A 21,780-nucleotide genomic window follows, 5' to 3' on the forward strand; every position below is an offset into this window, starting at 1 on the left:
TGTTTCACCTTTTAAGACTTACTGGACAGAATTTTGCCAACAAGCTGCGCCGTGTAATCGACAATTGGAACGATCCGTCCATAATTCAAACGAGTCGGCCCAATGACGCCAACGGCACCAATAATTTTTCGTTCTGCGTTCATATAAGGAGAAACCACCAAAGAGGAACCCGAAAGAGAGAAAAGTTTGTTCTCAGAGCCAATAAAAATGCGCACACCGTCACCATCTTCGGTAAGTTCTAAGAATTCGGCAATATCCCGCTTTTGCTCCAAGTCATCAAACAGACTTCGAATGCGCGACAGATCGCCATCGTCAGCACCAGTTCCCAGCAGGTTTGACCGCCCGCGCACAATCAAGCGTTCATTTTGCGGACCTTCGCCTTCCCAAAATGCATCACCGTTTTCAATCAATTCCGCTGCCAGCGTATCAAGTTCCTGCCTGCGCGATTTAATCTCAATCTCAACACTGCGGCGTAACTCTGACAGAGTTTTACCCTGCGCCAGCGCGTTTAAAAAATTCGCAGCCTCGCGCATCGATGCCGCTGTCTGCCCAACAGGTGGCTTGAACACGCGATTCTCCACATGTCCATCAGCAAAAACCAAAACAACAAGCGCGCGCGAGGGATCAAGACTAACAAAATCGATATGCTTGACGGGCGCTTCATGTTTTGGTGTCAAAACCAAGCTGGCGCCATGGGTAATGCCTGACAACACTGACCCAACACGATCCAGCGTCGCACCGACATCGTTTTGATCTGTGTTTACCGTCTCTTCGATTTTATCGCGATCCGATTGATCAACTTTTCCGACTTCTAAAAGCCCATCGACAAACATCCGCAACCCAAGCTGCGTCGGCATACGACCCGCTGAAGTATGTGGACTGTCAAGCAAGCCAAGGTATTCAAGATCTGACATTACATTTCGGATCGTCGCGGCTGACACCTTTTCGTTCATCGTCCGCGTCAGGCTGCGAGACCCCACGGGATCACCACTTTCAAGATAGCCTTCGACGACCTTGCGAAAAACTTCACGCGATCTGTCGTTCATTTCGGTAATCAAACTGGTGCGCTCTGACATAGGTCCGCCAAAATTTAGGTCTGTTTGCAGTTAAAAGACATGCAGCGTAAGGGTCAATGACACTTGCACCGATTGCCTACACTTGGCTATGTCAGTTCAAACATCAGTCAAAGGACAAAATATGCGACCTTCCGGTAGATCACTAGACCAAATGCGCGACATTTCCATCGAAACAGGCGTGACCAAACATGCCGAAGGGTCTTGCATGATCCGCTGTGGCGACACGCATGTCTTGTGTACTGCCACGTTAGAGCCCCGCGTCCCGCCATTTATGCGCAATTCTGGTCAAGGTTGGGTCACCGCAGAATACGGCATGTTGCCCCGCTCAACCACATCACGCATGCGCCGCGAAGCCGCATCAGGTAAACAAGGTGGCCGCACTGTTGAAATTCAACGTCTGATTGGGCGATCACTGCGCGCTGGCGTTGATCGTGTGGCCTTGGGGGAGCGTCAAATCACCATCGACTGTGACGTGATCCAAGCCGACGGCGGCACGCGTTGTGCCTCTATCACGGGTGGTTGGGTTGCCCTGCGTCTTGCTGTCAATAAGCTGATCAAAGCGGGCGATATCACCACAGATCCTTTAATGTCCAATGTGGCGGCGGTGTCATGTGGCATCTACGCGGGTCAGCCCATTCTTGATCTCGACTATCCTGAGGATTCAGAAGCCGGCGTTGATGGTAACTTTATTATGCTCGCCAACGGTCAAATGGTTGAAACTCAGATGAGCGCCGAAGGGTCCACCTATTCGCGTGCTCAAATGAATCAATTGCTTGATTTGGCTGAAAAAGGCGTTGCCGAATTGGTTGCCGCACAAAACGCTGCGGTGGCATAATGCGCGCATTTGATGGCAAAAAGATCGTCCTAGCATCGCACAACAAAGGCAAGTTGATCGAAATTTCAGCTCTGCTTGCACCTTTTGGCATCGAAGTGGTCTCTGCGGGCGATCTTGGGTTTGACGAACCAGAGGAAACCGAAAACACTTTCGCTGGCAATGCCCGCATCAAAGCGCATTATGCCGCGCAGAAAAGCGGTCTGCCTGCATTGTCAGATGACAGCGGGATTATGGTAGATGCGCTTGATGGCGATCCTGGCGTCTACACCGCCGATTGGGCTGAAACGCCAGATGGTCGCGATTTCCCCATGGCGATGAAAAAGGTATGGGATATGCTTGAGAACAAAAATGCGGCAGAGCCACGGCTCGCACAGTTTTGTTGTACGCTCTGTCTTGCTTGGCCGGATGGTCACGATGAAGTGTTTGAGGGCAAAGTTGAGGGACGTCTTGTGTGGCCAATGCGTGGCGACAAAGGGTTTGGCTTTGATCCTATTTTTGTGCCCCTTGGTTACGACATCACCTTTGCCGAAATGGACCCAGCTCTTAAACAAGCCATGAGTCACCGCGCTGATGCTTTTACCAAATTCGTCAATGGCCCTTTCAAGGATTTGAAAAAATGAGCAAACGTACTTTAATTTCATCCGGTTCCGACTTTGAGAAAACCATGGGCTATTCTCGTGCCGTGGCTCAAGGCGACTGGTGTTTCGTCTCAGGCACCACGGGATACGATTATACCACGATGGAAATGCCTGTCTCTGTGGCTGACCAAGCCCTAAATTGTTTTGCCACCATTTCCAAAGCACTGGTAGAGGCTGGATTTCAAATGACTGACATCGTGCGTGTGCAATACACGATTACCGACGCCGATTTGGTCAATGAAGTCATTCCAGCACTTGGCGAAGTTTTGAGCGATATTCGCCCAGCCGCCACTATGATTGTCGCCGATTTGATCAAGCCTGAGATGTTGATCGAAATCGAAGTGACAGCGTTCAAGGGATAATCATGGAAGATTGGCAAAACGGTGGCTTTGGTCTCTACATTCATTGGCCGTTTTGCAAAGCAAAATGCCCGTATTGTGACTTTAACTCTCATGTTTCCAACACAATTAACGAGGCAGATTGGCAGACCGCGTATCTGTCGGAAATTGATCGTATTTCGACCCTAACGCAGGGACGATTACTAAATTCTGTGTTTTTTGGCGGCGGTACACCTTCACTAATGTCACCCGAATTGATTGCGGCGATATTGGAGCGTATTCGAAGCCGTTGGACACTCGCCAACAATTGCGAAATCACACTTGAAGCAAACCCAACCTCTGTTGAAGCAGGTCGCTTTCGCGGCTACCGCGACGCTGGCGTCAATCGGCTATCTATGGGTATTCAGTCCTTACGCGAGAATGACCTTAAAGCATTGGGACGACTTCATACCGTTAAAGATGCGCGTAAGGCCTTTGATATCGCAAGAGATTCCTTTGATCGTATCAGCTTTGATCTGATTTACGCGCGCCAACAGCAAACTTTGGATGATTGGAAGATCGAGCTGAAAGAAGCGCTTGATATGGCAGTTGATCACCTATCGCTCTATCAACTGACAATTGAGGACGGCACGGCCTTTGGTGATCGCTACAGTCGCGGCAAACTTCGCGGCCTGCCAACTGAAGACACCGCAACAGATATGTATTTTGCCACTCAAGAGATTTGTGATGCGGCTGGCATGAGTGCTTATGAAGTCTCTAATCACGCCCAAAAGGGATCTGAAAGCCGCCACAATGAAATATATTGGCGTTATGGCGATTACGCGGGTATTGGGCCCGGTGCGCATGGCCGTCTCACCATAGATGGTCAAAGACATGCAACAGATACACCGCTATCCCCTGCCCTTTGGCTTGAAAAAGTCAGAAAAACGGGTTCTGGCGAAGGCTCTTGCACCAGTCTTCCTGCAGATGAGCAGCTGACAGAGTTTCTTTTGATGGGCCTTCGCCTTTCTGAAGGCATTGATCTGGAGCGCGCGTCAGCTCTACAAGGGCACCCTTTTATCATTCAAAACAAATACTTGAGTGAAGATGGTTTGATCGCAACAGAAAATGGGCGCCTTTTGGTTACGCCAAAAGGTCGCCCATTGTTAAACGCAATCTTACGAGAGCTTATTCCTTAAACCTTAAACTCCACGCGATAGTATCTGACACAAAGCATCTAAATCATCTAAGTCTTTGTATGATATAGATAATACGCCGCTTTCAGTTCCAGGTTTATGGGCAATACTGACATTCATTCCAATGGCGGCAGATAGATCCCCCTCAAGCGCTCGCGTGTCGGCGTCTTTTTCGCTGGTGGGTTTAGAAACGCGAGCCTTTGATGCTGATGGAGATTTTTCCTGCTTTGCGAGTTTCTCGGTATCCCGAACAGAAAGACCCTTTTTAACCGCGATACGTGCCAAATCAGACGGATTTTCTGACGTGATCAAAGCACGCGCATGTCCTGCAGATAGATCACCCGACACAACGAAGCCTTGTACATCATCAGGCAATTGCAACAGTCGCATCAAATTCGCGATATGACTGCGACTTTTACCCAAGGCTTCTGCCAGTTTTTCTTGAGTGTGGCCAAATTTTTCCATTAACTGCTTGTAACCGGCAGCTTCCTCGATCGAATTAAGATCTGCACGCTGAATATTCTCGATAATCGCAACTTCAAGCACTTCGATATCATCGTATTCACGCACAATAATAGGAATATCATGACGTTTAGCCAGCTGCGACGCTCGCCAACGGCGCTCGCCAGCGACAATTTCAAAATTTCCGTCGACCCGAGGGCTTGGACGCACAATCAAAGGTTGGATAACGCCCTTTTCTCGAATTGAATTTGCAAGGTCGTCTAAGTCTTCTTGCACAAACTGACGACGCGGCTGATCTGGATTTGGCTCAACGCGCTCAATCGGCACAACCATATCCGCGCGGCGCGCGCCACTTTCACTATCGACGACAACAGGGTCGTTGGGAATATCAGCCATTAAAGCTGAAAGCCCTCTGCCCAAACCGCGTGGCTTATTTGAACTTTTAGGTGGTTGGGACATCTAACTAACTCCGTTTATTCAGCAATTCGACTGCCAAAGCGCGATAAGCTTGGCTGCCTTTTGAATTTGTATCATAATCTAAAACGGACAAAGCATATGAAGGAGCTTCACTGATCCGTACATTTCGCGGAATCACCGTCTCAAATACCAAATCTTGCAAATTTTCGCGGGCATCTTGCTCGACTTGACGCGAAAGATTGTTTCTTTGATCGTACATTGTCAAAACCACACCCTCAATTCTAAGCTTTGGGTTGGCTGTTTGTCGCACTTCTCGTACGGTCAACATCAATTGTGATAGTCCCTCAAGCGCGAAAAACTCACTTTGAAGAGGTACAAGCACCGAATCTGCTGCAACCATGGCATTTACCGTCAACAAACTCAAAGATGGAGGGCAATCAATCAGGATATAATCCAATGCATATCCATCTATCGCATATTGACGCAAAGCATCATGCAGCAAAAAACTGCGCTTTTCATTGGCAACCATTTCAATATCAGCCGACGATAAATCAATTGTCGCAGGCGTGACATATAGATCTTCAGTATGAGTCAGTTGAATGATTTCAGCCAAATCGACATCGCCCATGATCAGATCATAGGTGGTTCGGTCTCGCTGCTCAGGCTCAACTCCTAGCCCTGTTGACGCATTTCCTTGAGGATCTAAATCCACTACCAAAACGCGCATCCCTAACTCGACAAGAGCAGCAGCAAGGTTGATAGTTGTTGTGGTTTTACCAACACCGCCCTTTTGGTTTGCAACCGCGATAATTTTTGGTGATTGTGGGCGCGTAGGATCAGACACGTTGTATATTTCCTATTTTTAAAACGACCGAATTTGAACCTGTTATACTTTGGTGCTCTTCACAGTCAAATCGCCAATTTTCTTGAGCTTTTACAAACTCAGACTTGTAATTTTCTCCTTTTGGAAACAGCGCTACACCGTTTTTTTGCAAGTGAGGCGCAGAAAACTCAAGAAGTTTTTCTAATGAGGCAAGAGCCCGCGCAGACAAAACATCAGCATCAAAAGAGTCCATTTTTTCAATTCGTTCCGAGTGAACATAAACGCTCACACCAGTCTCGCGCGCTACACTGCGTAAAAATATCGCCTTACGAACGTCTGATTCAACCAAATGGAATATTGTTTTTGGTGACTTTTCAGCACAGATGATCGCACAGACCATGCCAGGGAAGCCGCCACCAGAACCTATATCAACCCAAGTTGTTGCACCTTCAGGCATAAGTGAAAATACTTGCGCCGAATCTATAAAATGTCTGTTTCGAAGGTCAGTAATTGAGGATTTTGAAACCAGATTGATCACTGGATTCCACTTTTTGAGAAGCGCTTCATAAACTGACAAGCGTTCAAATGTTTCACGTGAAACATCTAACCCGAAACCTTCTACTGTATTCATCCGTTGGAAACCTTCTTACGATTAGCCTGACGAAGCCGTGCGAGAATAAGCGTACAGGCTGCAGGTGTCATACCCTCAACACGAGAGGCCTGACCGATGGTCTGGGGCCGAACGACAACCAGCTTTGAACGAAGCTCGTTTGAAAGACCTTTTAGCTCCGAATAGTCAAAATCATCAGGAATTTCATGAGCTTCATCACGCTTCATTTTTTCAACATCGCGATTCTGGCGCTCGATGTAGTTGGCGTAGAGCGCATCGCAAGACAGTTGGTTTTGTATAATTTCATCGATACTACCAAATGATGGTTCCAGTTTGACCAAGTTTGAAAACGTCACATTTGGGAATGAAAGAATTTCAAACGCATTGCGTCGATTTCCATCTTCGCTCACGCTGATATCAGCCTTACGCATCTCTTTCGGAGTAAATGTCGCAACCTCAAGAGACGCCCTGCCCGCAGACAGCAGCGACATTTTTTGATCAAAGGCCACCTTTCGACCTGCCCCGATCAAGCCGAGATCAATGCCCATAGGCGTTAAGCGCTGGTCTGCATTATCCGCGCGCAAAGTCAAACGGAACTCTGCGCGAGATGTAAACATTCGGTAAGGCTCGGAAACGCCGCGCGTGACAAGATCATCAATCATGACGCCGATGTAGGATTCTGAGCGACTGAACAATGCTTGTTCTGTGTCGGCAGACAGTTTTGCAGCATTTAGGCCAGCGACAAGACCTTGCGCAGCGGCCTCCTCATATCCTGTGGTGCCATTGATCTGGCCTGCCAAAAAGAGACCGGGCACATCGCGGAGTTCTAAAGTCGGGCGCAAGGCGCGAGGGTCGACATAATCATATTCGATCGCGTAACCTGGTTGAAGAATCTCAACTTTCTCAAGGCCAGTGATAGAACGCACATATGCTTCCTGAACATCCACCGGCAATGAGGTGGAAATGCCATTGGGATACACGGTATCGTCGTCAAGTCCTTCTGGTTCAAGAAAAATTTGATGCGACGTCTTATCGGCGAAGCGGACGACCTTGTCTTCAATGGAAGGACAATAACGTGGGCCTACGCCATCGATATGGCCGCCGTACATGGCGGATTTTTCTAGATTTGCGCGAATGATGTCATGGGTTTGTTTGTTTGTATGCGTGATGCCGCAAGACACCTGACGCGCAGATGGTTTAGTATTTAAAAATGAAAACATCACCGGCTCGTCATCACCAGGCTGCTCTTCCAGAATATCCCAATTGATCGTTTTACTACTCAAACGTGGGGGGGTGCCTGTCTTAAGACGCCCCATAGGAAGACCAAATCCATACAAGCGATCTGCGAGCGCAATGGACGGCTTATCGCCCATACGACCACCGGAGTGATGAACGTCTCCAATATGAATGATACCGTTCAAAAACGTCCCAGTGGTTAAAACAACAGCACCTGAGGTCAGTGTAACACCATCACCAAGAACCACTCCGCAAACGCGCCCGCCATCCATGACGAGATCTGTCACTTCGCTTTCAATAATCGATAGGTTTGGTGTATTTGACAGCTCAGCCAACATTTCAGTACGGTAAATTTTGCGATCTGCTTGTGCGCGTGGTCCCTGAACCGCTGGACCTTTGCGACGATTAAGAAGGCGATATTGGATTCCAGCTTTATCAGCTATACGTGCCATGACACCATCAAGCGCATCGACTTCGCGTACCAGATGACCTTTTCCAAGTCCTCCGATAGCTGGATTACATGACATGACGCCTATATTGCTAAGTTTCAGCGTCACAAGGGCAGTTTTTACGCCAGTTCTCGCCGCGGCAGCCGCAGCATCAGCCCCAGCATGACCGCCGCCCACGACGATGACATCAAAATCTCGTTGTTTCACGTGAAACATTCCTTAAGTCTACGGTTACTTACCGATGCAAAAACTTGAGAAAATCTCGTCTAAAAGATTTTCAACATCAACACGGCCTACAAGTGCATCTAGCGCACGAATCGCTGTACGCATATCCTCAGCTGCAAGCTCAGCGCGGTCTGCCCCCATCAGTACTTCATTTTTTGCCGAATCCAAAGTGGACAAAGCGGTCATCATCGAAATTCTATGACGCTCGCGTGTCGCAGTGGATGCACCAGAGGCCATTGACGACAGGCGATCCGAGATTAGCGCAACCAAGGCATCAAGCCCCTGCCCCGACAAACCAGATACCGACAAGTCAGATTCAGTACCTATGTCATCTTTTCCGATAACGACAAGATCACCGTCTTTTGGTATAATCTCAGGTTCAGAATCCACTGATGGAACTAAGATCACCCGTAAATCTGCCGTCTCTGCACGTTCTTTAGCTCGTGCTATACCAACGGTTTCAACAACGTCAGTGGTGTCGCGCAAACCTGCAGTATCAAGCAAAGTCACTGGTAAGCCGACCAAATCCATCCGCACTTCAATAACATCGCGTGTAGTGCCCGCGACTTCGGACGTGATTGCAGCCTCACGACCAGCTAGAGCATTAAGTAAAGTGGATTTTCCGACATTGGGAGGACCAACGATGGCAACCTCAAAGCCCTCACGGATGCGTTCTGAAATACGCACTCCGGAGACTTCAGATTCAAGCTCAAGCATGACGCCCGCTAAAAGTTCAAGAACCTCAGGCGAAACATCAACAGGGACTTCTTCGTCAGCAAAATCAATTGTGGCTTCGATCAAAGCAGCTGCACGGATTAGCGATGTGCGCCAACCAGAGGCCTTATCACCTAAAGCGCCAGACAGCACCCGCATTGCTTGTTTACGCTGCGCCTCTGTTTCTGATTCAATCAGATCTGCGAGGCCTTCGACCTGTGCTAAATCCAAGCGTTCGTTTTCAAGTGCGCGACGGGTAAATTCACCTGCCTCTGCCATACGCAACCCGTCCAGTTTTGACAGCACTTCCAAAACGGATTTTACGATGGCGATGGAACCGTGTATCTGCAATTCTGCGCTTTGTTCGCCCGTAAAAGACGCACCTGGTTCAAAACAAATTACCAAGGCTTTATCAAGAATATCGCCTTGATCATCCCTCAACGTTCGAAGGGAGGCGTGGCGCGCCTTCGGAACAGACCCAGTGAGTTTTTCGACAGTCCAAAACGCAAGAGGCCCGGAAATCCGGACCACTGCGACGCCCGCTTTACCGCGGGCGGATGCGAGAGCATAAATCGTATCCATAGGCTAACCCATTGATAATTAAATGTTATGCGTTCATCGAATCGAAGAATTCAGCATTTGATTTGGTTTGCTTGAGCTTGGAAATCAAGAACTCGATCGCGTCTGTCGTGCCCATCGGATTCAAAATACGACGTAGCAAATAGGTTTTCTGAAGATCTTTTGAATCCACCAAAAGCTCTTCTTTACGCGTCCCTGATTTGAGAATGTCCATAGCAGGGAAGACGCGTTTGTCTGCCACTTTGCGATCCAGAACGATCTCAGAGTTACCCGTGCCTTTGAATTCCTCAAAGATAACCTCATCCATGCGCGAGCCTGTGTCGATCAAAGCTGTGGCGATGATGGTCAAAGACCCACCCTCTTCGATATTGCGCGCAGCACCAAAGAAGCGTTTTGGACGTTGTAGAGCATTGGCATCAACACCACCGGTCAAGACCTTACCTGAAGACGGCACAACAGTATTGTAGGCGCGGCCCAAACGAGTGATAGAATCGAGCAAAATCACAACATCGCGTTTGTGTTCCACAAGACGCTTGGCTTTCTCGATCACCATTTCACAGACCGCAACGTGACGGGATGCGGGTTCATCAAAGGTCGAGGAAATAACTTCACCGTTCACAGAACGCTGCATGTCTGTCACCTCTTCTGGACGCTCATCGATCAACAGCACGATCAAATAGCACTCAGGGTGGTTGATACCGATAGAGGACGCGATATTTTGCAGCAGAACCGTTTTACCAGTACGCGGCGGCGCCACGATCAATGAGCGCTGGCCTTTACCAATCGGCGCAACAAGATCAATGATGCGAGCTGAGCGATCTTTCAACGTCGGATCTTGGATTTCCATGTTCAAACGCTCATCAGGGTAGAGCGGTGTCAGGTTGTCAAAGTTGATTTTGTGGCGGGTTTTTTCAGGCTCTTCAAAGTTGATCTGCGTGATGCTGATCATCGTGAAGTAACGCTCGTTGTCGTTTGGGGATTGCATCAACCCTTCGACAGTATCGCCGGTGCGCATACCAAACTGGCGAATAATCTCAGGCGTCACATAAATATCGTCAGGCCCAGGCAGATAGTTGGCCTCAGGAGAGCGCAAGAACCCAAATCCGTCTTGCAGAACTTCCAAAACGCCGTTGCCGGTGATTTCCCAACCTTCCTCAGCACGCTCTTTGAGGATCGAGAACATCATCTCGCCCTTGCGCATCGTGGACGCGTTTTCGATCTCAAGCTCTTCCGCCATAGACAGCAAGTCTTTTGGCGTTTTTGCTTTAAGATCAGAGAGATTGAGGGAATTTACAGTCATCGAGACATCCAAACTATGACCGCCAAGCGATCCGTTTTTTATAAGTGGTGTGAAATATCCCGTGATGCCGGACGGCAGGGATTTAAGGTTCAATAGACAGGACGCGCCCGTGAGTCAATGTTTCTCAGAATGGACGCGCGATAATCATGATGACGATCACGATCATCAACACAGTTGGGACTTCGTTCATCAGCCTGTATTGCTTGCCCGTCAAACGATTGTTGCCCACGACAAAGTCTTTGCGCCTGTGCCCACACCAGTGATGAAACCAGGTCATAACGATCACGCAAGCCGCTTTGATCCACGACCAGCCCGAGGTCCAATCAACAACACCTGGGGTAAACACCAAGCTCAATCCAAAAATCCAAGTGGAAACAAACGCAGGATTCATGATGACCTTGAACAGCTTTTTTTCCATGTCTTGGAACAGCAGATCGGTTTCACTGCCAATTTCTACGTTTTCTGTATGACGCACAAACAAACGTGGCAGATAAAAAATACCAGCCATCCAAGCGATTACAGAAATGACGTGAAGCGATTTGGTCCATGGGTATAGGCTTGATAGGAAATCACTCATCTCATGCACTCCGAGTTTCTATGCCTATCTATATAATAATATAAGAAAGTAAAAAGAGTTGATGTTGTTAGTAGGGCCTGTGGATTGTGTGGATTAATAGCTTATCCCCTTGAGTTTTGCACAAGGAAAATTTTAACTCTCATACGAAAGAAATACTGGGGATAAATTTACAAAATATTAATTTAACAATTACTTAACACATCTGTATCTGGGATCATGTCATGTATAATTTTTGAATTAATAGATTTGAGGTATGTCATCCACAGTCATTATTTTTTTTTATCTACTTAGGAAAACACGCGCACGAAAAATACCAAACTGCCGACTTTTCCCGCCCATTCATTCATGACATGGTTATCCCGTCATCGGCCAACACAGTTCAGTGTGTCTTTTCCACAGGATCATCAACATGACCAAAACTTTCATTCTGGCGTCGGGTTCAACCATTCGTCAGACCTTGCTTGCCAATGCAAAGGTGCCATTCGACGTAAATGTGCCGCGGATTGATGAAGAAAGCATTAAAGATGCACTCTTAGCAGAGGGAACATCCCCACGAGATATCGCAGACGCACTGGCCGAAGGTAAAGCCCGCAAAATATCGATGAAAATGCCTGAAGCTGTGGTTTTGGGCTGCGATCAAGTTTTGTCCTTTAAAGGCCGGTTGTTTTCCAAACCTACAACACCCAAAGAGGCCCGCGCACAATTGACGGAACTTAACGGCGAGCGGCATAAATTAATGTCTGCTGCCGTTATATATGAAGGTGGTGAGCCCAAATGGCGGCACATCGGCGAAGTCAAATTGCAGATGAAGCAAAATTCTGACGCTTATCTCGATGATTATGTTACCCGCAATTGGGACAGCATTCGCCATTCAGTCGGGGGGTATAAACTTGAAGAAGAAGGCGCGCGGTTGTTTTCACGTATAGACGGAGATCATTTCAATGTCCTAGGCCTGCCCCTCTTAGAAATTTTAGGATACCTTGGCCAAACAGGAGTCATTTCATCATGAGCAATAAAATCCCATTGGCTGGCGTGATCGGTTCCCCAATAGCCCACTCCAGATCCCCCGATTTACATGGATTTTGGCTGAAACGTTATGGCATTAAAGGGCACTATGTGCATCTTGATGTCGCTCAAAGTGATCTGGCCGAAGTCTTGCGTATGATGCCAAAAATGGGATTTGTCGGTGCGAACGTGACGATCCCCCACAAAGAATCTGTACTCGCGCTTGCTGATATCGTTACAGACCGTGCGGCGCTGATCGGCGCGGCAAATACATTGATTTTTAGGGCAGATGGAAAGCTTCACGCAGATAATACCGATGGATATGGTTTTGTTGAGAACCTGCGATCCAACGCTGATTGGGATCCTAAAGCAGGCCCTGCGGCCATTTTTGGTGCTGGCGGTGCTGCCCGTGCGGTGATCGCGTCTTTGCTTGATGTGGGTGTGACCGAGATTCGCCTGTCCAATCGCACGCGCTTGCGTTCAGACGGATTGAAAGCCGAATTTGGCAGTAAGGTAACTGTCTATGAATGGGTGCAAGCAGGCAATATGCTTGAGGGTGCCATGACTGTGGTTAATACTACGTCGCTGGGCATGGTGGGAAAGCCTGAGTTCAAAGTGCCGCTTGACGCTTTATCGCCTAAAGCCGTTGTCACCGACCTAGTTTACACGCCACTGCGCACCGCGTTTTTAGAAAACGCTGCCAAAAATGGTTGTCAGACTGTCGATGGCTTGGGCATGCTTTTACACCAAGCCGCACCGGGGTTCGAGCGCTGGTTTGGCGTGCGCCCAGACGTGGATGATGAGACCCGCCAAGTCCTTCTGACCGAATGAGAGATTCATGAAACACTCACGGCCAATTGTGATTGGGCTGACAGGGTCCATCGGAATGGGAAAATCCACCACGGCTGAAATGTTCAAAGCCGCTGGTGTGCCTGTATGGGATGCCGACAGCACCGTGCATCGGCTTTATTCCAGTGACGCCGACACCATTGAGGCCATTTCTAAAATTTGCCCCAAAGCCACCACAACGGGCACCGTTGATCGTGAGGTTCTCAAAGACTGGATCAAGGCAACGCCATCAGGGTTGAGCCAACTTGAACAGATTGTGCATCCTTTGGTCGCCCAAGACAGACAAGCCTTTTTAGAGACAAATCTAGCCAAAATCGTTGTTTTAGATGTGCCTTTGCTGTTTGAAACAGGTCTGAGTACATCTGTTGATTTTGTTGTCGTGGTGTCTGTGCCCGCTGACATTCAGCGCGCTCGCGTCTTGGCACGACCCAATATGACAGTTGCGCAATTTGAAGCGATTTTGGCAAAACAGACCCCAGATGCCGACAAGCGCGCACAGGCTGATTTTGTTATCGACACATCTTCGATTGAACTGGCCAAAGCCTCCGTGCAAAAGATATTGGACAGTGTTCAACCGGATCAGCCACAGGAGACACCAGATGCGTGAAATCGTTCTTGATACGGAAACCACAGGGTTTGATCCGCTGACGGGCGACCGTTTGGTCGAAATCGGTGCGATTGAACTCGATAATCATCTCGCAACTGGGCGTACCTATCATCAATATATAAACCCGAAACGCACCATGCCTGCAGGGGCTTTTGGAGTGCACGGGATTGGTCCTGATATTTTAGAACCGCCCCGCCCTGCACGCGCAGATGAAGTGACCCTGCTGGATAAGCCTGTGTTCAAAGAAGTCGCGCAGGATTTTTTGGATTTCATCGGCGATAGCACATTGGTGATCCACAACGCGGCCTTTGATATGAAATTCTTGAATGCAGAGCTTAAAGCAGCGGGTTTGCGTCAAATTCCGTGGGAACAAGCGCTGGATACGCTTGCGATTGCCCGTAAAAAATTCCCCGGTTCGCCTGCCACCTTGGATGCGCTGTGTCGCAGATTTCACATCGACAATTCAAACCGTACCTTGCACGGGGCTTTGCTTGATTCCGAAATTTTGGCTGAGGTTTATCTTGAGCTGATCGGTGGGCGTCAGCCTGATTTGGTGTTGGCCCCTGAGCCAAAAGACGACAAGGCCTCGCAAGATTTGCAGGCGTCACAACAATGGCGTCCGAAACGGCGTGATGTCGCCCTGCCTTCACGCCTGACAGACGAAGAAGCCGCCGCCCATGCAGCCTTTGTAGAGGCGTTGGGCGACGGCGCGTTGTGGACCAAATAGCGTCAGCTATTAGTTAACAGGCGCATCCGCAGGGGCCGCGGCTTTTTGAGCTTCGGCACGGCGCAGCATGTCTTGGCGGTAAAGCGCCACGAAATCGATGGTATCGAGGTTCAGCGGCGGGAAACCACCGTCGCGTGTCAGGTCGTGAACGACGCGACGTGTGAACGGGAACAGCATACGTGGGCATTCGATCATCAAGAACGGATGCATCTGCGCATCTGGCACGTTTTCGATAAGGAAGATACCAGCATAATCCAGTTCAAGAATGAACAGTGTCTCACCAGTTTCCGTTTCGGATTTTACGTTCAATTTGATCGCAACTTCGAACTGGTTCTCGGCGCCTTCACGTTTTTTCGCATCCAGAGCTACCTGAACAGAAATGTTCGGACGGCCTTCAGATTTGATACCCTTTTGTGCGAGAATGTTTTCAAAAGACATGTCCCGCACAAATTGGCCTAGAACTTGCATTTTGACTTCTGCTGCTGGTGCAGCTGTTTCACCGGTTTCGGCCATCTGTATATTCCTCAAAAAAACTAAAGTTGCGACTTTGTATCAGGTTGGAAAACGCGGCTCAATGCCGCGTCCAGCCTGAAGGGTCATTATTCTCGATATCATTGGATGAAACGGGCTCCCATTCGCCATCAATGGTGTTTGGATCTTGGGTGTTGCTAGGCTGTGTATCGCCAAAGCCAGCAGAGCCGCCACCACCCATGGTAAAGCTTTGGACTTTGATGCGTTTTTGCAGCTCAACGAACAATCGCGTGCGAAAAGCTGGGACTAACAATGAAAAACCAACGGCGTCAGTGAAAAAACCAGGGGTTAGCAACAGCGCGCCAGAGAATAAAATCATCGCTCCATGTGCAAGCGGTTCACTTGGGTCACGCAATTCGCCAAAGGACGATCGCAGTTGCGACATCGCAATCGCGCCTTGTTGTTTAACCAAGTAAGTGCCCAAAAACGCCGTCAACACGACAATGGCCAAGGTCGGAAACAACCCAATGAACCCACCCACTTGAATAAACAGGGCAATTTCAATCACAGGGACGGCAACAAAAAGCGCAAATAACCACATAGAACTTCCTCTCAAATTTCTAGGCACTGGTGGACTTGGCACCATCGACACCCTACATAAGGTCAAAGAGCGCATTTTACTACGTTCTGCAGCAAAAGAGGTATTGATGGGAAGTTCACTGGTCTCGCTTCTGGTTCTCGCCGGAATAGCAATTTTTTTAGTCCTGCGCTTGCGCAATATCCTTGGCACACGTGACGGGTTCGAGCAGCCTCGCGTTGATCCTATCGTTGAAACCCAAACACCCAAACGTCAGTTTGAAGTGATCGAAGGCGGCGTAGATCATGATATCATCGATAACGTTCCCGAAGGCTCGCGTGCTGCGGAAAATCTTTTGGTGCTCAAGCGTAACGAGCCTGATTTCACCGTCTCCGAATTTTTAACAGGCGCAAGTGCCGCCTATGAAATGATCTTGATGGCCTTTGAAAACGGCGATCTATCCTCTGTGTCTGATTTCATTTCTGATGATGTTGAGGAGGCATTTCAGTATGTTATCGACAACCGCAAAGAGGCTGGCCTGACAGTGGAAGCCCAATTCATCGGCCTGCACGAATCCCAAATCATAGATGTCGATCTGGACGAAGCCGCGCGCGAAGAAGAAATCAAACTGCGCTTTGTTTCTGAAATCACATCCGTTGCACGCGATGCCGCGGGCGCAATTGTTGAGGGCGACCCCAACAAAGTAAAACGTCAAAAAGACATTTGGACCTTTGCACGCGAGATGGGCAGCAATGACCCCAACTGGCAATTGGTCGCAACTGGCGCATGATCTTTCGAGGGCTAGCAAGCGCTGCATTTGCAGCCGTGCTGGCCCTGTCGGCGCCTGCCCAGTGCGAGGATGAGCCTGTGGCAAAAATTCTTTCTTTTTCCGACTTACAAGGCTGGGATGATGACAGCCACCAAGATGCGCTGGATGTTTTTTTAAACACCTGTGACCGCATCAAAGGATTTGAGTGGCCACAAATCTGCGCTTTGGCCCAAAATCAGTCCAACGCCAAAACATTTTTTGAACTGTTTTTCAAACCTGTCTTGATCGCGGATGATGCCAAGCCCTTGTTCACAGGGTATTTTGAACCCGAACTGTCAGGGTCGCGCGTACGCACCCCCACATATCGCTATCCTGTTTACGCAATGCCAAGTGATCGGGTTCAGTCCAGCCCTTATCACACACGACGCGACATTGGCGAAGGCGCGCTTGCAGGGCGTGGGCTAGAGATCGCTTGGGTGGATGATCCTGTCGAGCTGTTCTTTTTGCAAATCCAAGGATCCGGTCGCATTCAATTGACCAATGGCAGCACCATTCGTGTCGGCTATGCAGGTCACAATGGCTATCAATACAACTCCATCGGTCAAGAACTGGTCCGCATGGGTGTTTATAACGAACATCAAGTTTCCGCGCAGGTGATCAAAAACTGGGTGCGGCGAAATCCTGTGGATGGGCAGGCGCTTTTGTACAAAAATCCGTCCTATGTGTTTTTCAAAGAACTCAAATCCCTTAAAGCCTCTTCAGGTCCTATTGGGGCGATGAGCCGGTCGATCACGCCCATGCGCAGTGTCGCTGTTGATCCTGCCTTTGTCACCTTGGGTGCGCCTGTCTGGTTGGAAAAAGACGGCGAGGCCCCGCTGCGCCGCTTGATGATCGCTCAAGATACGGGGTCTGCGATCAAAGGCGCACAGCGCGCAGATATATTTTACGGCACAGGGGATAGCGCGGGTGACGTCGCGGGCAGAATTCGCGATACTGGTCGCATGGTGGTCTTGATGCCCATTCAATTGGCCTACGGACTTGAGGAACAGAACAACAGATGACGCGGCGGCGCACAAAATCACTGAGCGACGAAGATCGCTCGCTGTGGGATGAGGTTAAAAAAACCGCCATTCCTCTGCGCCCCAATGCAAAACCTGTGAAACATGGCATGTCCGCCGTGCCCGTGCATCCGGCCCCCAAAGCCATCGAGCGCACAGAGGCAACCAAATCATTACACCAGCATATCAAAGAATTTGAGTTGGGCAGCAAAGCCAAGCCTACCAAACCCCGTCACAACTTAATGCCGTCTATTTCCGATGAAATCAGGCAAGCGCCCTTGCAAATGGATCGTAAAAAATTTGGCAAAATGCGTCGTGGCAAACTTGCCCCAGAGGCTCGTATCGACCTGCATGGCATGACCATGGCCCAAGCGCACCCTGCCCTGACCAATTTCATTATCTCATCACATGCACGGGGATTGCGGCTTGTTTTGGTGATCACCGGTAAGGGAAAAGATCGCGATGATGGCGGCCCTATTCCGACGCGTATCGGCGTGCTTAAAAACCAAACACCGCATTGGCTGCGCTCAGGCCCTTTGCGCCTGCTTGTGATGCAGGTGAACGAAGCGCATTTGTCCCATGGTGGCTCAGGCGCTTATTACGTCTACCTTCGGCGAGGCGGGTAACAGCGCGCGCGCGCTTCTGGTGCCAAAATAGGCCAAAACACCAGTCGATAGAAAATACACCGCATAGACTATCAACTGGGTGTCAAAGGTTATGCCCGCATCTAGCATGGATCCCGATACCGCTGGACCAATTGCAGACCCAAGCACAACGATAGCCATGGCTGCCGCTTTGATCGATCCGATGAATTGTGTGCCGTAATGCTCGGCCCAAAAGGCGCCCACAATAGTCCCTTGTGATCCCATTCCCATGCCTAAAAACACCATCGCCACCCCCGCCATCAGCAAGGTGTCACTTGCGGCAATCATCATGAAACTGACTGCGAAAGGCACGATCATAAAGGGCAATAAACGCCCTGCGCCCCATTTGTCGACAGCTGCTCCTGCGGCGACATTAAACGTCACCGAGCCCAGCGTCAAAATCGGGAACAAGGCCACAAAATCCAACAGCGCCCAGCCTTTGGCCTCAACCAATGGTACCTGCTGGAAAAAAAGCGCCGTAGCCCATGCTGGTGGGCCAACAATCAGTGGAATGGCCATCCAAAACAACCAGTGCTTCAGCATCCGATGGCGCGTCCAATGAACGCCATTCATGCCAAGCGATGCGTGAGATTTCGAAATCGATTGCGGGGTACGCTCAGTGCGCAACAGCCACATAATCATGGGGATCAGAAAAACCGCCAATCCTGCTGCCAGAACCCAAAGCTCGCGCCAGCTGAAATAGGCCATTAAAGCGACGAAAATAAGCGGATAGATCGCATTCCCAACTGCAAACCCCAGCGAGGCTACAGACAAGGCCCGCCCCCTTGTGGCATGAAACCAGCGCGCCATTGCGACCATAGCAATATGCCCTGACATGCCTTGACCAAACAGGCGTAGCGCAAAGATCACGCCGACCAAAGCCATAGCATTTGGCACGAATGACATCGATAAGCAGGCCAGCGCCAGCCCGACCAACACGGCAGGTGCCAATTGGCGCACGCGGAACCGATCCGTCAGCGTCCCCGCCCAGACCATCGTCGCAGCTGACACCATGGTTCCGATAGCGTAAATCCAGCCCCAAGCTGTGTGACTTAGGCCAAATTCGGCGCGGATTTCTCCAGCAAATACAGATATGAAAAACGTCTGCCCATAGGACGACGTTAGGCACAGCAAAAAACCGGCCAGCAACCAACGGGCGTTTTGGATGATAAAATGAATATAGCTCATAGGTCCATGTACGCTTTGCCCATGAAAAAGAAAGAGCAAATCGTCACAGATCAAGCCCTGTGCAATTTTGATCTATAGCATAAAGCGACTGACATCAGCAGTTTGTGCCATGTCGCCGACGCTTGCGCGCACGTAAGCCTCATCCACCACAACAGTGTCACCACTTCGATCAGGGGCTGCAAAAGACAGCTCTTCAAACACCCGTTCCAAAATCGTGTACAGACGTCGCGCACCAATGTTTTCGACGCTGGTATTCACCTCAGCGGCGACCGATGCGATGGCTTTGATGCCTTCCGCCGTGAACGACACTGTCACCTCTTCGGTGGCCATTAGGGCTGTGTATTGCAGGGTCAGAGCATTGTCGGTTTCCGTCAAAATCCGTACAAAATCGCCTTCATTCAGGGCTTGCAATTCAACGCGAATGGGCAAGCGTCCCTGCAATTCGGGCAGCAAATCTGACGGTTTTGCCACATGGAACGCGCCAGAGGCGATAAACAAAATATGATCAGTTTTCACTGGGCCATGTTTGGTCGACACTGTTGTGCCCTCAATCAACGGCAGCAAATCACGCTGCACGCCTTCACGTGAAACATCAGCACCACGCGCATCAGCTCGCGCACAGACCTTGTCGATTTCGTCCAAAAACACGATGCCGTTTTGTTCAACAGAGTCCAACGCCGCGCGGGTCACTGTCTCGTCATCGAGCAGCTTATCGGCTTCTTCCGAAATCAAAAGATCGTAGCTGTCCGACACTTTGATCTTCTTTTTAACGGTGCGCCCCGCAAAGGCTTTGCCAAAAATATCCCCAAGGTTCATCCCGCTCATTTGCGGTTGACCAGGAATTTCAAAGCCCCCCATTGGCGAGGATGTATCTTGCATTTCAAGTTCAATTTCAGTGTTGTCCAACTCGCCAGATTTCAGCTTTTTGCGGAACATCTCGCGGGTTTGCGCACGGGCATCTGTGCCTGCAATCGCTTCAATCACGCGGTCTTCGGCGGCTTGATGCGCCTTGGCTTTTACGTCTTCACGCATGTACTCACGGGTTTGCGCAATCGCCGCATCGACCAAATCGCGCACGATCTGCTCTACGTCACGGCCCACATAGCCCACTTCGGTAAATTTAGTGGCTTCAACTTTGATAAACGGCGCACGGGCCAGCTTTGCCAAACGACGTGATATTTCGGTTTTACCAACACCCGTTGGCCCGATCATCAAGATGTTTTTCGGATAAACCTCATCGCGCAGATCATCCACCAATTGCTTGCGCCGCCAGCGATTGCGCAGGGCCACAGCCACAGCGCGCTTGGCGTCGTTTTGTCCGATGATAAAGCGATCCAGCTCAGATACGATTTCGCGTGGGGTTAGGTCAGTCATGATTTAATCGTCTCCACGGTCAATTTTCCGTTGGTGTACACGCAAATATCCGCAGCAATTGCCATGGCTTCGCGGGCAATTTCTTCGGCAGTTTTATCAGTGGCCATCAATCCGCGTGCGGCGGCCAAGGCAAAGTTGCCGCCTGACCCAATCGCTGCAATATCATGCTCAGGTTCAAGCACATCGCCGGCACCCGTGATGACCAAAAGCTCAGTGCCATCGGTGACAATCAACATCGCTTCAAGTTTTTGCAGGTATTTATCCGTGCGCCAATCTTTGGCCAACTCCACGCTTGCGCGAGCCAATTGACCGGGTGTGGCTTCAAGTTTTGCCTCTAGGCGTTCAAGTAATGTAAATGCATCCGCCGTCGATCCCGCAAAGCCTGCGATCACTTCATGCCCGCCTGGTTTCAGCCTGCGCACCTTGCGCGCAGTGCCTTTGATTACAGTTTGTCCAAGGCTCACCTGCCCGTCGCCCGCGATAACGACCTCATTGCCGCGGCGTACACCGATAATGGTGGTGCCATGCCAGCCTGGGAATTGATCATCAGCCATGATGTGTCCTTTCAATGAAGTTTTTATATGCGGTTTCATTTATGAGGGTTCAAGCGGGGGTTACAACCAATTGAACGCCACACAAACAAAAAGGGGCACCATTGGCACCCCTTTTCAAATTCTGCTCCCAAAAGCCTTAAACGCTTTCAGTAATCCAGCTGGAAATCGCAGTTTTTGGCGCAGCGCCAACCTTGTTGGACACGACTTCGCCGTTTTTCACCATGAAAAGTGCTGGGATAGAACGCACACCAAATTGTGCCGGTGAATTTGGGTTCTCATCAATGTTAACTTTGACGATTTTGACTTTGCCTTCAAATTCGGCAGACAATTCTTCAAGCGCTGGGCCGATTTGTTTACAAGGCCCGCACCATTCAGCCCAGAAATCCACGATCACTGGGATGTCGGATTTAAGAACGTCGGCTTCAAAGCTTGCATCTGTGACAGCAACAGTGGCCATTTGATTTCTCCTGATTTCAATGTTGAGCAGAACCTATGTGTCCTGC

Annotated in this window: 25 protein-coding genes; 11 read left to right on the forward strand and 14 right to left on the reverse strand. The window is 49.7% G+C overall.

Annotation, left to right across the window (positions count from 1 at the left end; all coding sequences use genetic code 11):
• Positions 1-11: 11 nt before the first annotated feature.
• Positions 12-1,076, reverse strand: a complete 1,065-nt coding sequence (hrcA, locus tag KO497_RS06950; RefSeq protein WP_215943239.1) for a heat-inducible transcriptional repressor HrcA — start codon at positions 1,074-1,076, stop codon at positions 12-14.
• Between the two features lie 121 nt (positions 1,077-1,197).
• Between hrcA and rph the strand changes: the two genes are divergently transcribed.
• Genes rph through hemW form a run of 4 tightly spaced genes read left to right on the forward strand, consistent with a single transcriptional unit; the run spans position 1,198 to position 4,065 of the window.
• Entirely contained in the window at positions 1,198-1,911 is a 714-nt protein-coding gene (gene rph, locus KO497_RS06955) for a ribonuclease PH (protein WP_215943240.1), read from the forward strand.
• Positions 1,911-2,531, forward strand: coding sequence for an RdgB/HAM1 family non-canonical purine NTP pyrophosphatase (gene rdgB / locus KO497_RS06960; RefSeq protein WP_215943241.1), 621 nt, complete (start codon positions 1,911-1,913; stop codon positions 2,529-2,531). Before rph ends, rdgB begins: the two co-directional genes overlap by 1 nt.
• On the forward strand, positions 2,528-2,911 hold the full coding sequence (locus KO497_RS06965; RefSeq protein ID WP_215943242.1) for a RidA family protein: 384 nt from the start codon (positions 2,528-2,530) through the stop codon (positions 2,909-2,911). The genes rdgB and KO497_RS06965 overlap by 4 nt, the downstream gene beginning before the upstream one ends.
• A gap of 2 nt (positions 2,912-2,913) precedes the next feature.
• Positions 2,914-4,065, forward strand: a complete 1,152-nt coding sequence (gene hemW, locus KO497_RS06970; protein ID WP_215943243.1) for a radical SAM family heme chaperone HemW — start codon at positions 2,914-2,916, stop codon at positions 4,063-4,065.
• A gap of 3 nt (positions 4,066-4,068) precedes the next feature.
• Here hemW and KO497_RS06975 read toward each other — a convergent pair whose 3' ends face one another.
• The 7 genes from KO497_RS06975 to hemJ form a co-directional block, all read right to left on the reverse strand.
• Complete coding sequence (locus tag KO497_RS06975) at positions 4,069-4,983, reverse strand: ParB/RepB/Spo0J family partition protein (protein WP_215943244.1); 915 nt, start codon at positions 4,981-4,983, stop codon at positions 4,069-4,071.
• A gap of 4 nt (positions 4,984-4,987) precedes the next feature.
• Positions 4,988-5,785, reverse strand: a complete 798-nt coding sequence (locus tag KO497_RS06980; protein WP_215943245.1) for a ParA family protein — start codon at positions 5,783-5,785, stop codon at positions 4,988-4,990.
• Complete coding sequence (gene rsmG / locus KO497_RS06985; RefSeq protein WP_215943246.1) at positions 5,778-6,395, reverse strand: 16S rRNA (guanine(527)-N(7))-methyltransferase RsmG; 618 nt, start codon at positions 6,393-6,395, stop codon at positions 5,778-5,780. The genes KO497_RS06980 and rsmG overlap by 8 nt, the downstream gene beginning before the upstream one ends.
• Entirely contained in the window at positions 6,392-8,275 is a 1,884-nt protein-coding gene (gene mnmG, locus KO497_RS06990; protein ID WP_215943247.1) for a tRNA uridine-5-carboxymethylaminomethyl(34) synthesis enzyme MnmG, read from the reverse strand. Before mnmG ends, rsmG begins: the two co-directional genes overlap by 4 nt.
• A gap of 15 nt (positions 8,276-8,290) precedes the next feature.
• Positions 8,291-9,580 (reverse strand): tRNA uridine-5-carboxymethylaminomethyl(34) synthesis GTPase MnmE, encoded by a 1,290-nt coding sequence (mnmE, locus tag KO497_RS06995; RefSeq protein WP_215943248.1) that lies wholly within the window; start codon positions 9,578-9,580, stop codon positions 8,291-8,293.
• A 25-nt stretch (positions 9,581-9,605) separates the two neighbouring features.
• Positions 9,606-10,877, reverse strand: a complete 1,272-nt coding sequence (rho, locus tag KO497_RS07000) for a transcription termination factor Rho (protein WP_215943249.1) — start codon at positions 10,875-10,877, stop codon at positions 9,606-9,608.
• Between the two features lie 124 nt (positions 10,878-11,001).
• Positions 11,002-11,454, reverse strand: a complete 453-nt coding sequence (hemJ, locus tag KO497_RS07005; RefSeq protein ID WP_215943250.1) for a protoporphyrinogen oxidase HemJ — start codon at positions 11,452-11,454, stop codon at positions 11,002-11,004.
• Positions 11,455-11,863: 409 nt separating this feature from the next.
• Between hemJ and KO497_RS07010 the strand changes: the two genes are divergently transcribed.
• From KO497_RS07010 to dnaQ, 4 genes are read left to right on the forward strand one after another with little or no spacing between them, the layout of a single operon-like run.
• Positions 11,864-12,463 carry a Maf family protein gene (locus KO497_RS07010; protein WP_215943251.1) on the forward strand — a complete coding sequence of 200 codons (600 nt, stop codon included), beginning with the start codon at positions 11,864-11,866 and terminating at the stop codon, positions 12,461-12,463.
• Positions 12,460-13,290: a shikimate dehydrogenase gene (locus tag KO497_RS07015; RefSeq protein WP_215943252.1), complete on the forward strand. Its 831-nt coding sequence runs from the start codon at positions 12,460-12,462 to the stop codon at positions 13,288-13,290. Before KO497_RS07010 ends, KO497_RS07015 begins: the two co-directional genes overlap by 4 nt.
• Positions 13,291-13,297: 7 nt before the next feature.
• Positions 13,298-13,915 carry a dephospho-CoA kinase gene (coaE, locus tag KO497_RS07020; protein WP_215943253.1) on the forward strand — a complete coding sequence of 206 codons (618 nt, stop codon included), beginning with the start codon at positions 13,298-13,300 and terminating at the stop codon, positions 13,913-13,915.
• Positions 13,908-14,642, forward strand: coding sequence for a DNA polymerase III subunit epsilon (gene dnaQ / locus KO497_RS07025; RefSeq protein ID WP_215943254.1), 735 nt, complete (start codon positions 13,908-13,910; stop codon positions 14,640-14,642). Before coaE ends, dnaQ begins: the two co-directional genes overlap by 8 nt.
• 9 nt (positions 14,643-14,651) lie before the next feature.
• Here the strand turns inward: dnaQ and secB are convergent, their stop codons facing one another.
• Positions 14,652-15,155, reverse strand: a complete 504-nt coding sequence (gene secB, locus KO497_RS07030) for a protein-export chaperone SecB (RefSeq protein WP_215943255.1) — start codon at positions 15,153-15,155, stop codon at positions 14,652-14,654.
• A 58-nt stretch (positions 15,156-15,213) separates the two neighbouring features.
• Complete coding sequence (locus KO497_RS07035) at positions 15,214-15,714, reverse strand: FxsA family protein (protein ID WP_215943256.1); 501 nt, start codon at positions 15,712-15,714, stop codon at positions 15,214-15,216.
• A gap of 106 nt (positions 15,715-15,820) precedes the next feature.
• Between KO497_RS07035 and KO497_RS07040 the strand changes: the two genes are divergently transcribed.
• The 3 genes from KO497_RS07040 to KO497_RS07050 are packed head-to-tail and all read left to right on the forward strand — an operon-like array spanning position 15,821 to position 18,143.
• Positions 15,821-16,480 (forward strand): Tim44/TimA family putative adaptor protein, encoded by a 660-nt coding sequence (locus tag KO497_RS07040; protein WP_215943257.1) that lies wholly within the window; start codon positions 15,821-15,823, stop codon positions 16,478-16,480.
• On the forward strand, positions 16,477-17,520 hold the full coding sequence (gene mltA, locus KO497_RS07045; RefSeq protein WP_215943258.1) for a murein transglycosylase A: 1,044 nt from the start codon (positions 16,477-16,479) through the stop codon (positions 17,518-17,520). The genes KO497_RS07040 and mltA overlap by 4 nt, the downstream gene beginning before the upstream one ends.
• Positions 17,517-18,143 (forward strand): Smr/MutS family protein, encoded by a 627-nt coding sequence (locus KO497_RS07050; RefSeq protein ID WP_215943259.1) that lies wholly within the window; start codon positions 17,517-17,519, stop codon positions 18,141-18,143. The genes mltA and KO497_RS07050 overlap by 4 nt, the downstream gene beginning before the upstream one ends.
• On the opposite strand, the gene KO497_RS07055 is transcribed toward KO497_RS07050, so the two are convergent.
• The 4 genes from KO497_RS07055 to trxA form a co-directional block, all read right to left on the reverse strand.
• Positions 18,105-19,349 (reverse strand): MFS transporter, encoded by a 1,245-nt coding sequence (locus KO497_RS07055; RefSeq protein ID WP_215943260.1) that lies wholly within the window; start codon positions 19,347-19,349, stop codon positions 18,105-18,107. The genes KO497_RS07050 and KO497_RS07055 overlap by 39 nt on opposite strands.
• A gap of 72 nt (positions 19,350-19,421) precedes the next feature.
• Positions 19,422-20,723 (reverse strand): ATP-dependent protease ATPase subunit HslU, encoded by a 1,302-nt coding sequence (gene hslU / locus KO497_RS07060; RefSeq protein WP_215943261.1) that lies wholly within the window; start codon positions 20,721-20,723, stop codon positions 19,422-19,424.
• Positions 20,720-21,277: an ATP-dependent protease subunit HslV gene (gene hslV / locus KO497_RS07065; RefSeq protein ID WP_252729552.1), complete on the reverse strand. Its 558-nt coding sequence runs from the start codon at positions 21,275-21,277 to the stop codon at positions 20,720-20,722. The genes hslU and hslV overlap by 4 nt, the downstream gene beginning before the upstream one ends.
• Positions 21,278-21,413: 136 nt before the next feature.
• Entirely contained in the window at positions 21,414-21,734 is a 321-nt protein-coding gene (gene trxA, locus KO497_RS07070; protein WP_215943262.1) for a thioredoxin, read from the reverse strand.
• Positions 21,735-21,780: the final 46 nt, after the last annotated feature.

The sequence above is a fragment of the Pacificibacter marinus genome (assembly GCF_018860665.1).
GTDB classification, from domain to species: Bacteria; Pseudomonadota; Alphaproteobacteria; order Rhodobacterales; family Rhodobacteraceae; genus Celeribacter; species Celeribacter marinus_A.

Bases quoted from the DNA above. Each gene is read 5' to 3' on its own strand.
- rdgB (WP_215943241.1), top strand. From the start codon at position 1,911: ATGCGCGCATTTGATGGCAAAAAGATCGTCCTAGCATCGCACAACAAA.
- mltA (WP_215943258.1), top strand. From the start codon at position 16,477: ATGATCTTTCGAGGGCTAGCAAGCGCTGCATTTGCAGCCGTGCTGGCC.
- secB (WP_215943255.1), bottom strand. From the start codon at position 15,155: ATGGCCGAAACCGGTGAAACAGCTGCACCAGCAGCAGAAGTCAAAATG.
- KO497_RS06965 (WP_215943242.1), top strand. From the start codon at position 2,528: ATGAGCAAACGTACTTTAATTTCATCCGGTTCCGACTTTGAGAAAACC.
- hrcA (WP_215943239.1), bottom strand. From the start codon at position 1,076: ATGTCAGAGCGCACCAGTTTGATTACCGAAATGAACGACAGATCGCGT.
- KO497_RS07010 (WP_215943251.1), top strand. From the start codon at position 11,864: ATGACCAAAACTTTCATTCTGGCGTCGGGTTCAACCATTCGTCAGACC.
- hemW (WP_215943243.1), top strand. From the start codon at position 2,914: ATGGAAGATTGGCAAAACGGTGGCTTTGGTCTCTACATTCATTGGCCG.
- KO497_RS07015 (WP_215943252.1), top strand. From the start codon at position 12,460: ATGAGCAATAAAATCCCATTGGCTGGCGTGATCGGTTCCCCAATAGCC.
- KO497_RS06975 (WP_215943244.1), bottom strand. From the start codon at position 4,983: ATGTCCCAACCACCTAAAAGTTCAAATAAGCCACGCGGTTTGGGCAGA.
- KO497_RS07050 (WP_215943259.1), top strand. From the start codon at position 17,517: ATGACGCGGCGGCGCACAAAATCACTGAGCGACGAAGATCGCTCGCTG.
- hslU (WP_215943261.1), bottom strand. From the start codon at position 20,723: ATGACTGACCTAACCCCACGCGAAATCGTATCTGAGCTGGATCGCTTT.
- mnmG (WP_215943247.1), bottom strand. From the start codon at position 8,275: ATGTTTCACGTGAAACAACGAGATTTTGATGTCATCGTCGTGGGCGGC.
- rsmG (WP_215943246.1), bottom strand. From the start codon at position 6,395: ATGAATACAGTAGAAGGTTTCGGGTTAGATGTTTCACGTGAAACATTT.
- mnmE (WP_215943248.1), bottom strand. From the start codon at position 9,580: ATGGATACGATTTATGCTCTCGCATCCGCCCGCGGTAAAGCGGGCGTC.
- dnaQ (WP_215943254.1), top strand. From the start codon at position 13,908: ATGCGTGAAATCGTTCTTGATACGGAAACCACAGGGTTTGATCCGCTG.
- rho (WP_215943249.1), bottom strand. From the start codon at position 10,877: ATGACTGTAAATTCCCTCAATCTCTCTGATCTTAAAGCAAAAACGCCA.
- trxA (WP_215943262.1), bottom strand. From the start codon at position 21,734: ATGGCCACTGTTGCTGTCACAGATGCAAGCTTTGAAGCCGACGTTCTT.
- KO497_RS07055 (WP_215943260.1), bottom strand. From the start codon at position 19,349: ATGAGCTATATTCATTTTATCATCCAAAACGCCCGTTGGTTGCTGGCC.
- KO497_RS07035 (WP_215943256.1), bottom strand. From the start codon at position 15,714: ATGTGGTTATTTGCGCTTTTTGTTGCCGTCCCTGTGATTGAAATTGCC.
- KO497_RS07040 (WP_215943257.1), top strand. From the start codon at position 15,821: ATGGGAAGTTCACTGGTCTCGCTTCTGGTTCTCGCCGGAATAGCAATT.
- rph (WP_215943240.1), top strand. From the start codon at position 1,198: ATGCGACCTTCCGGTAGATCACTAGACCAAATGCGCGACATTTCCATC.
- coaE (WP_215943253.1), top strand. From the start codon at position 13,298: ATGAAACACTCACGGCCAATTGTGATTGGGCTGACAGGGTCCATCGGA.
- hemJ (WP_215943250.1), bottom strand. From the start codon at position 11,454: ATGAGTGATTTCCTATCAAGCCTATACCCATGGACCAAATCGCTTCAC.
- hslV (WP_252729552.1), bottom strand. From the start codon at position 21,277: ATGGCTGATGATCAATTCCCAGGCTGGCATGGCACCACCATTATCGGT.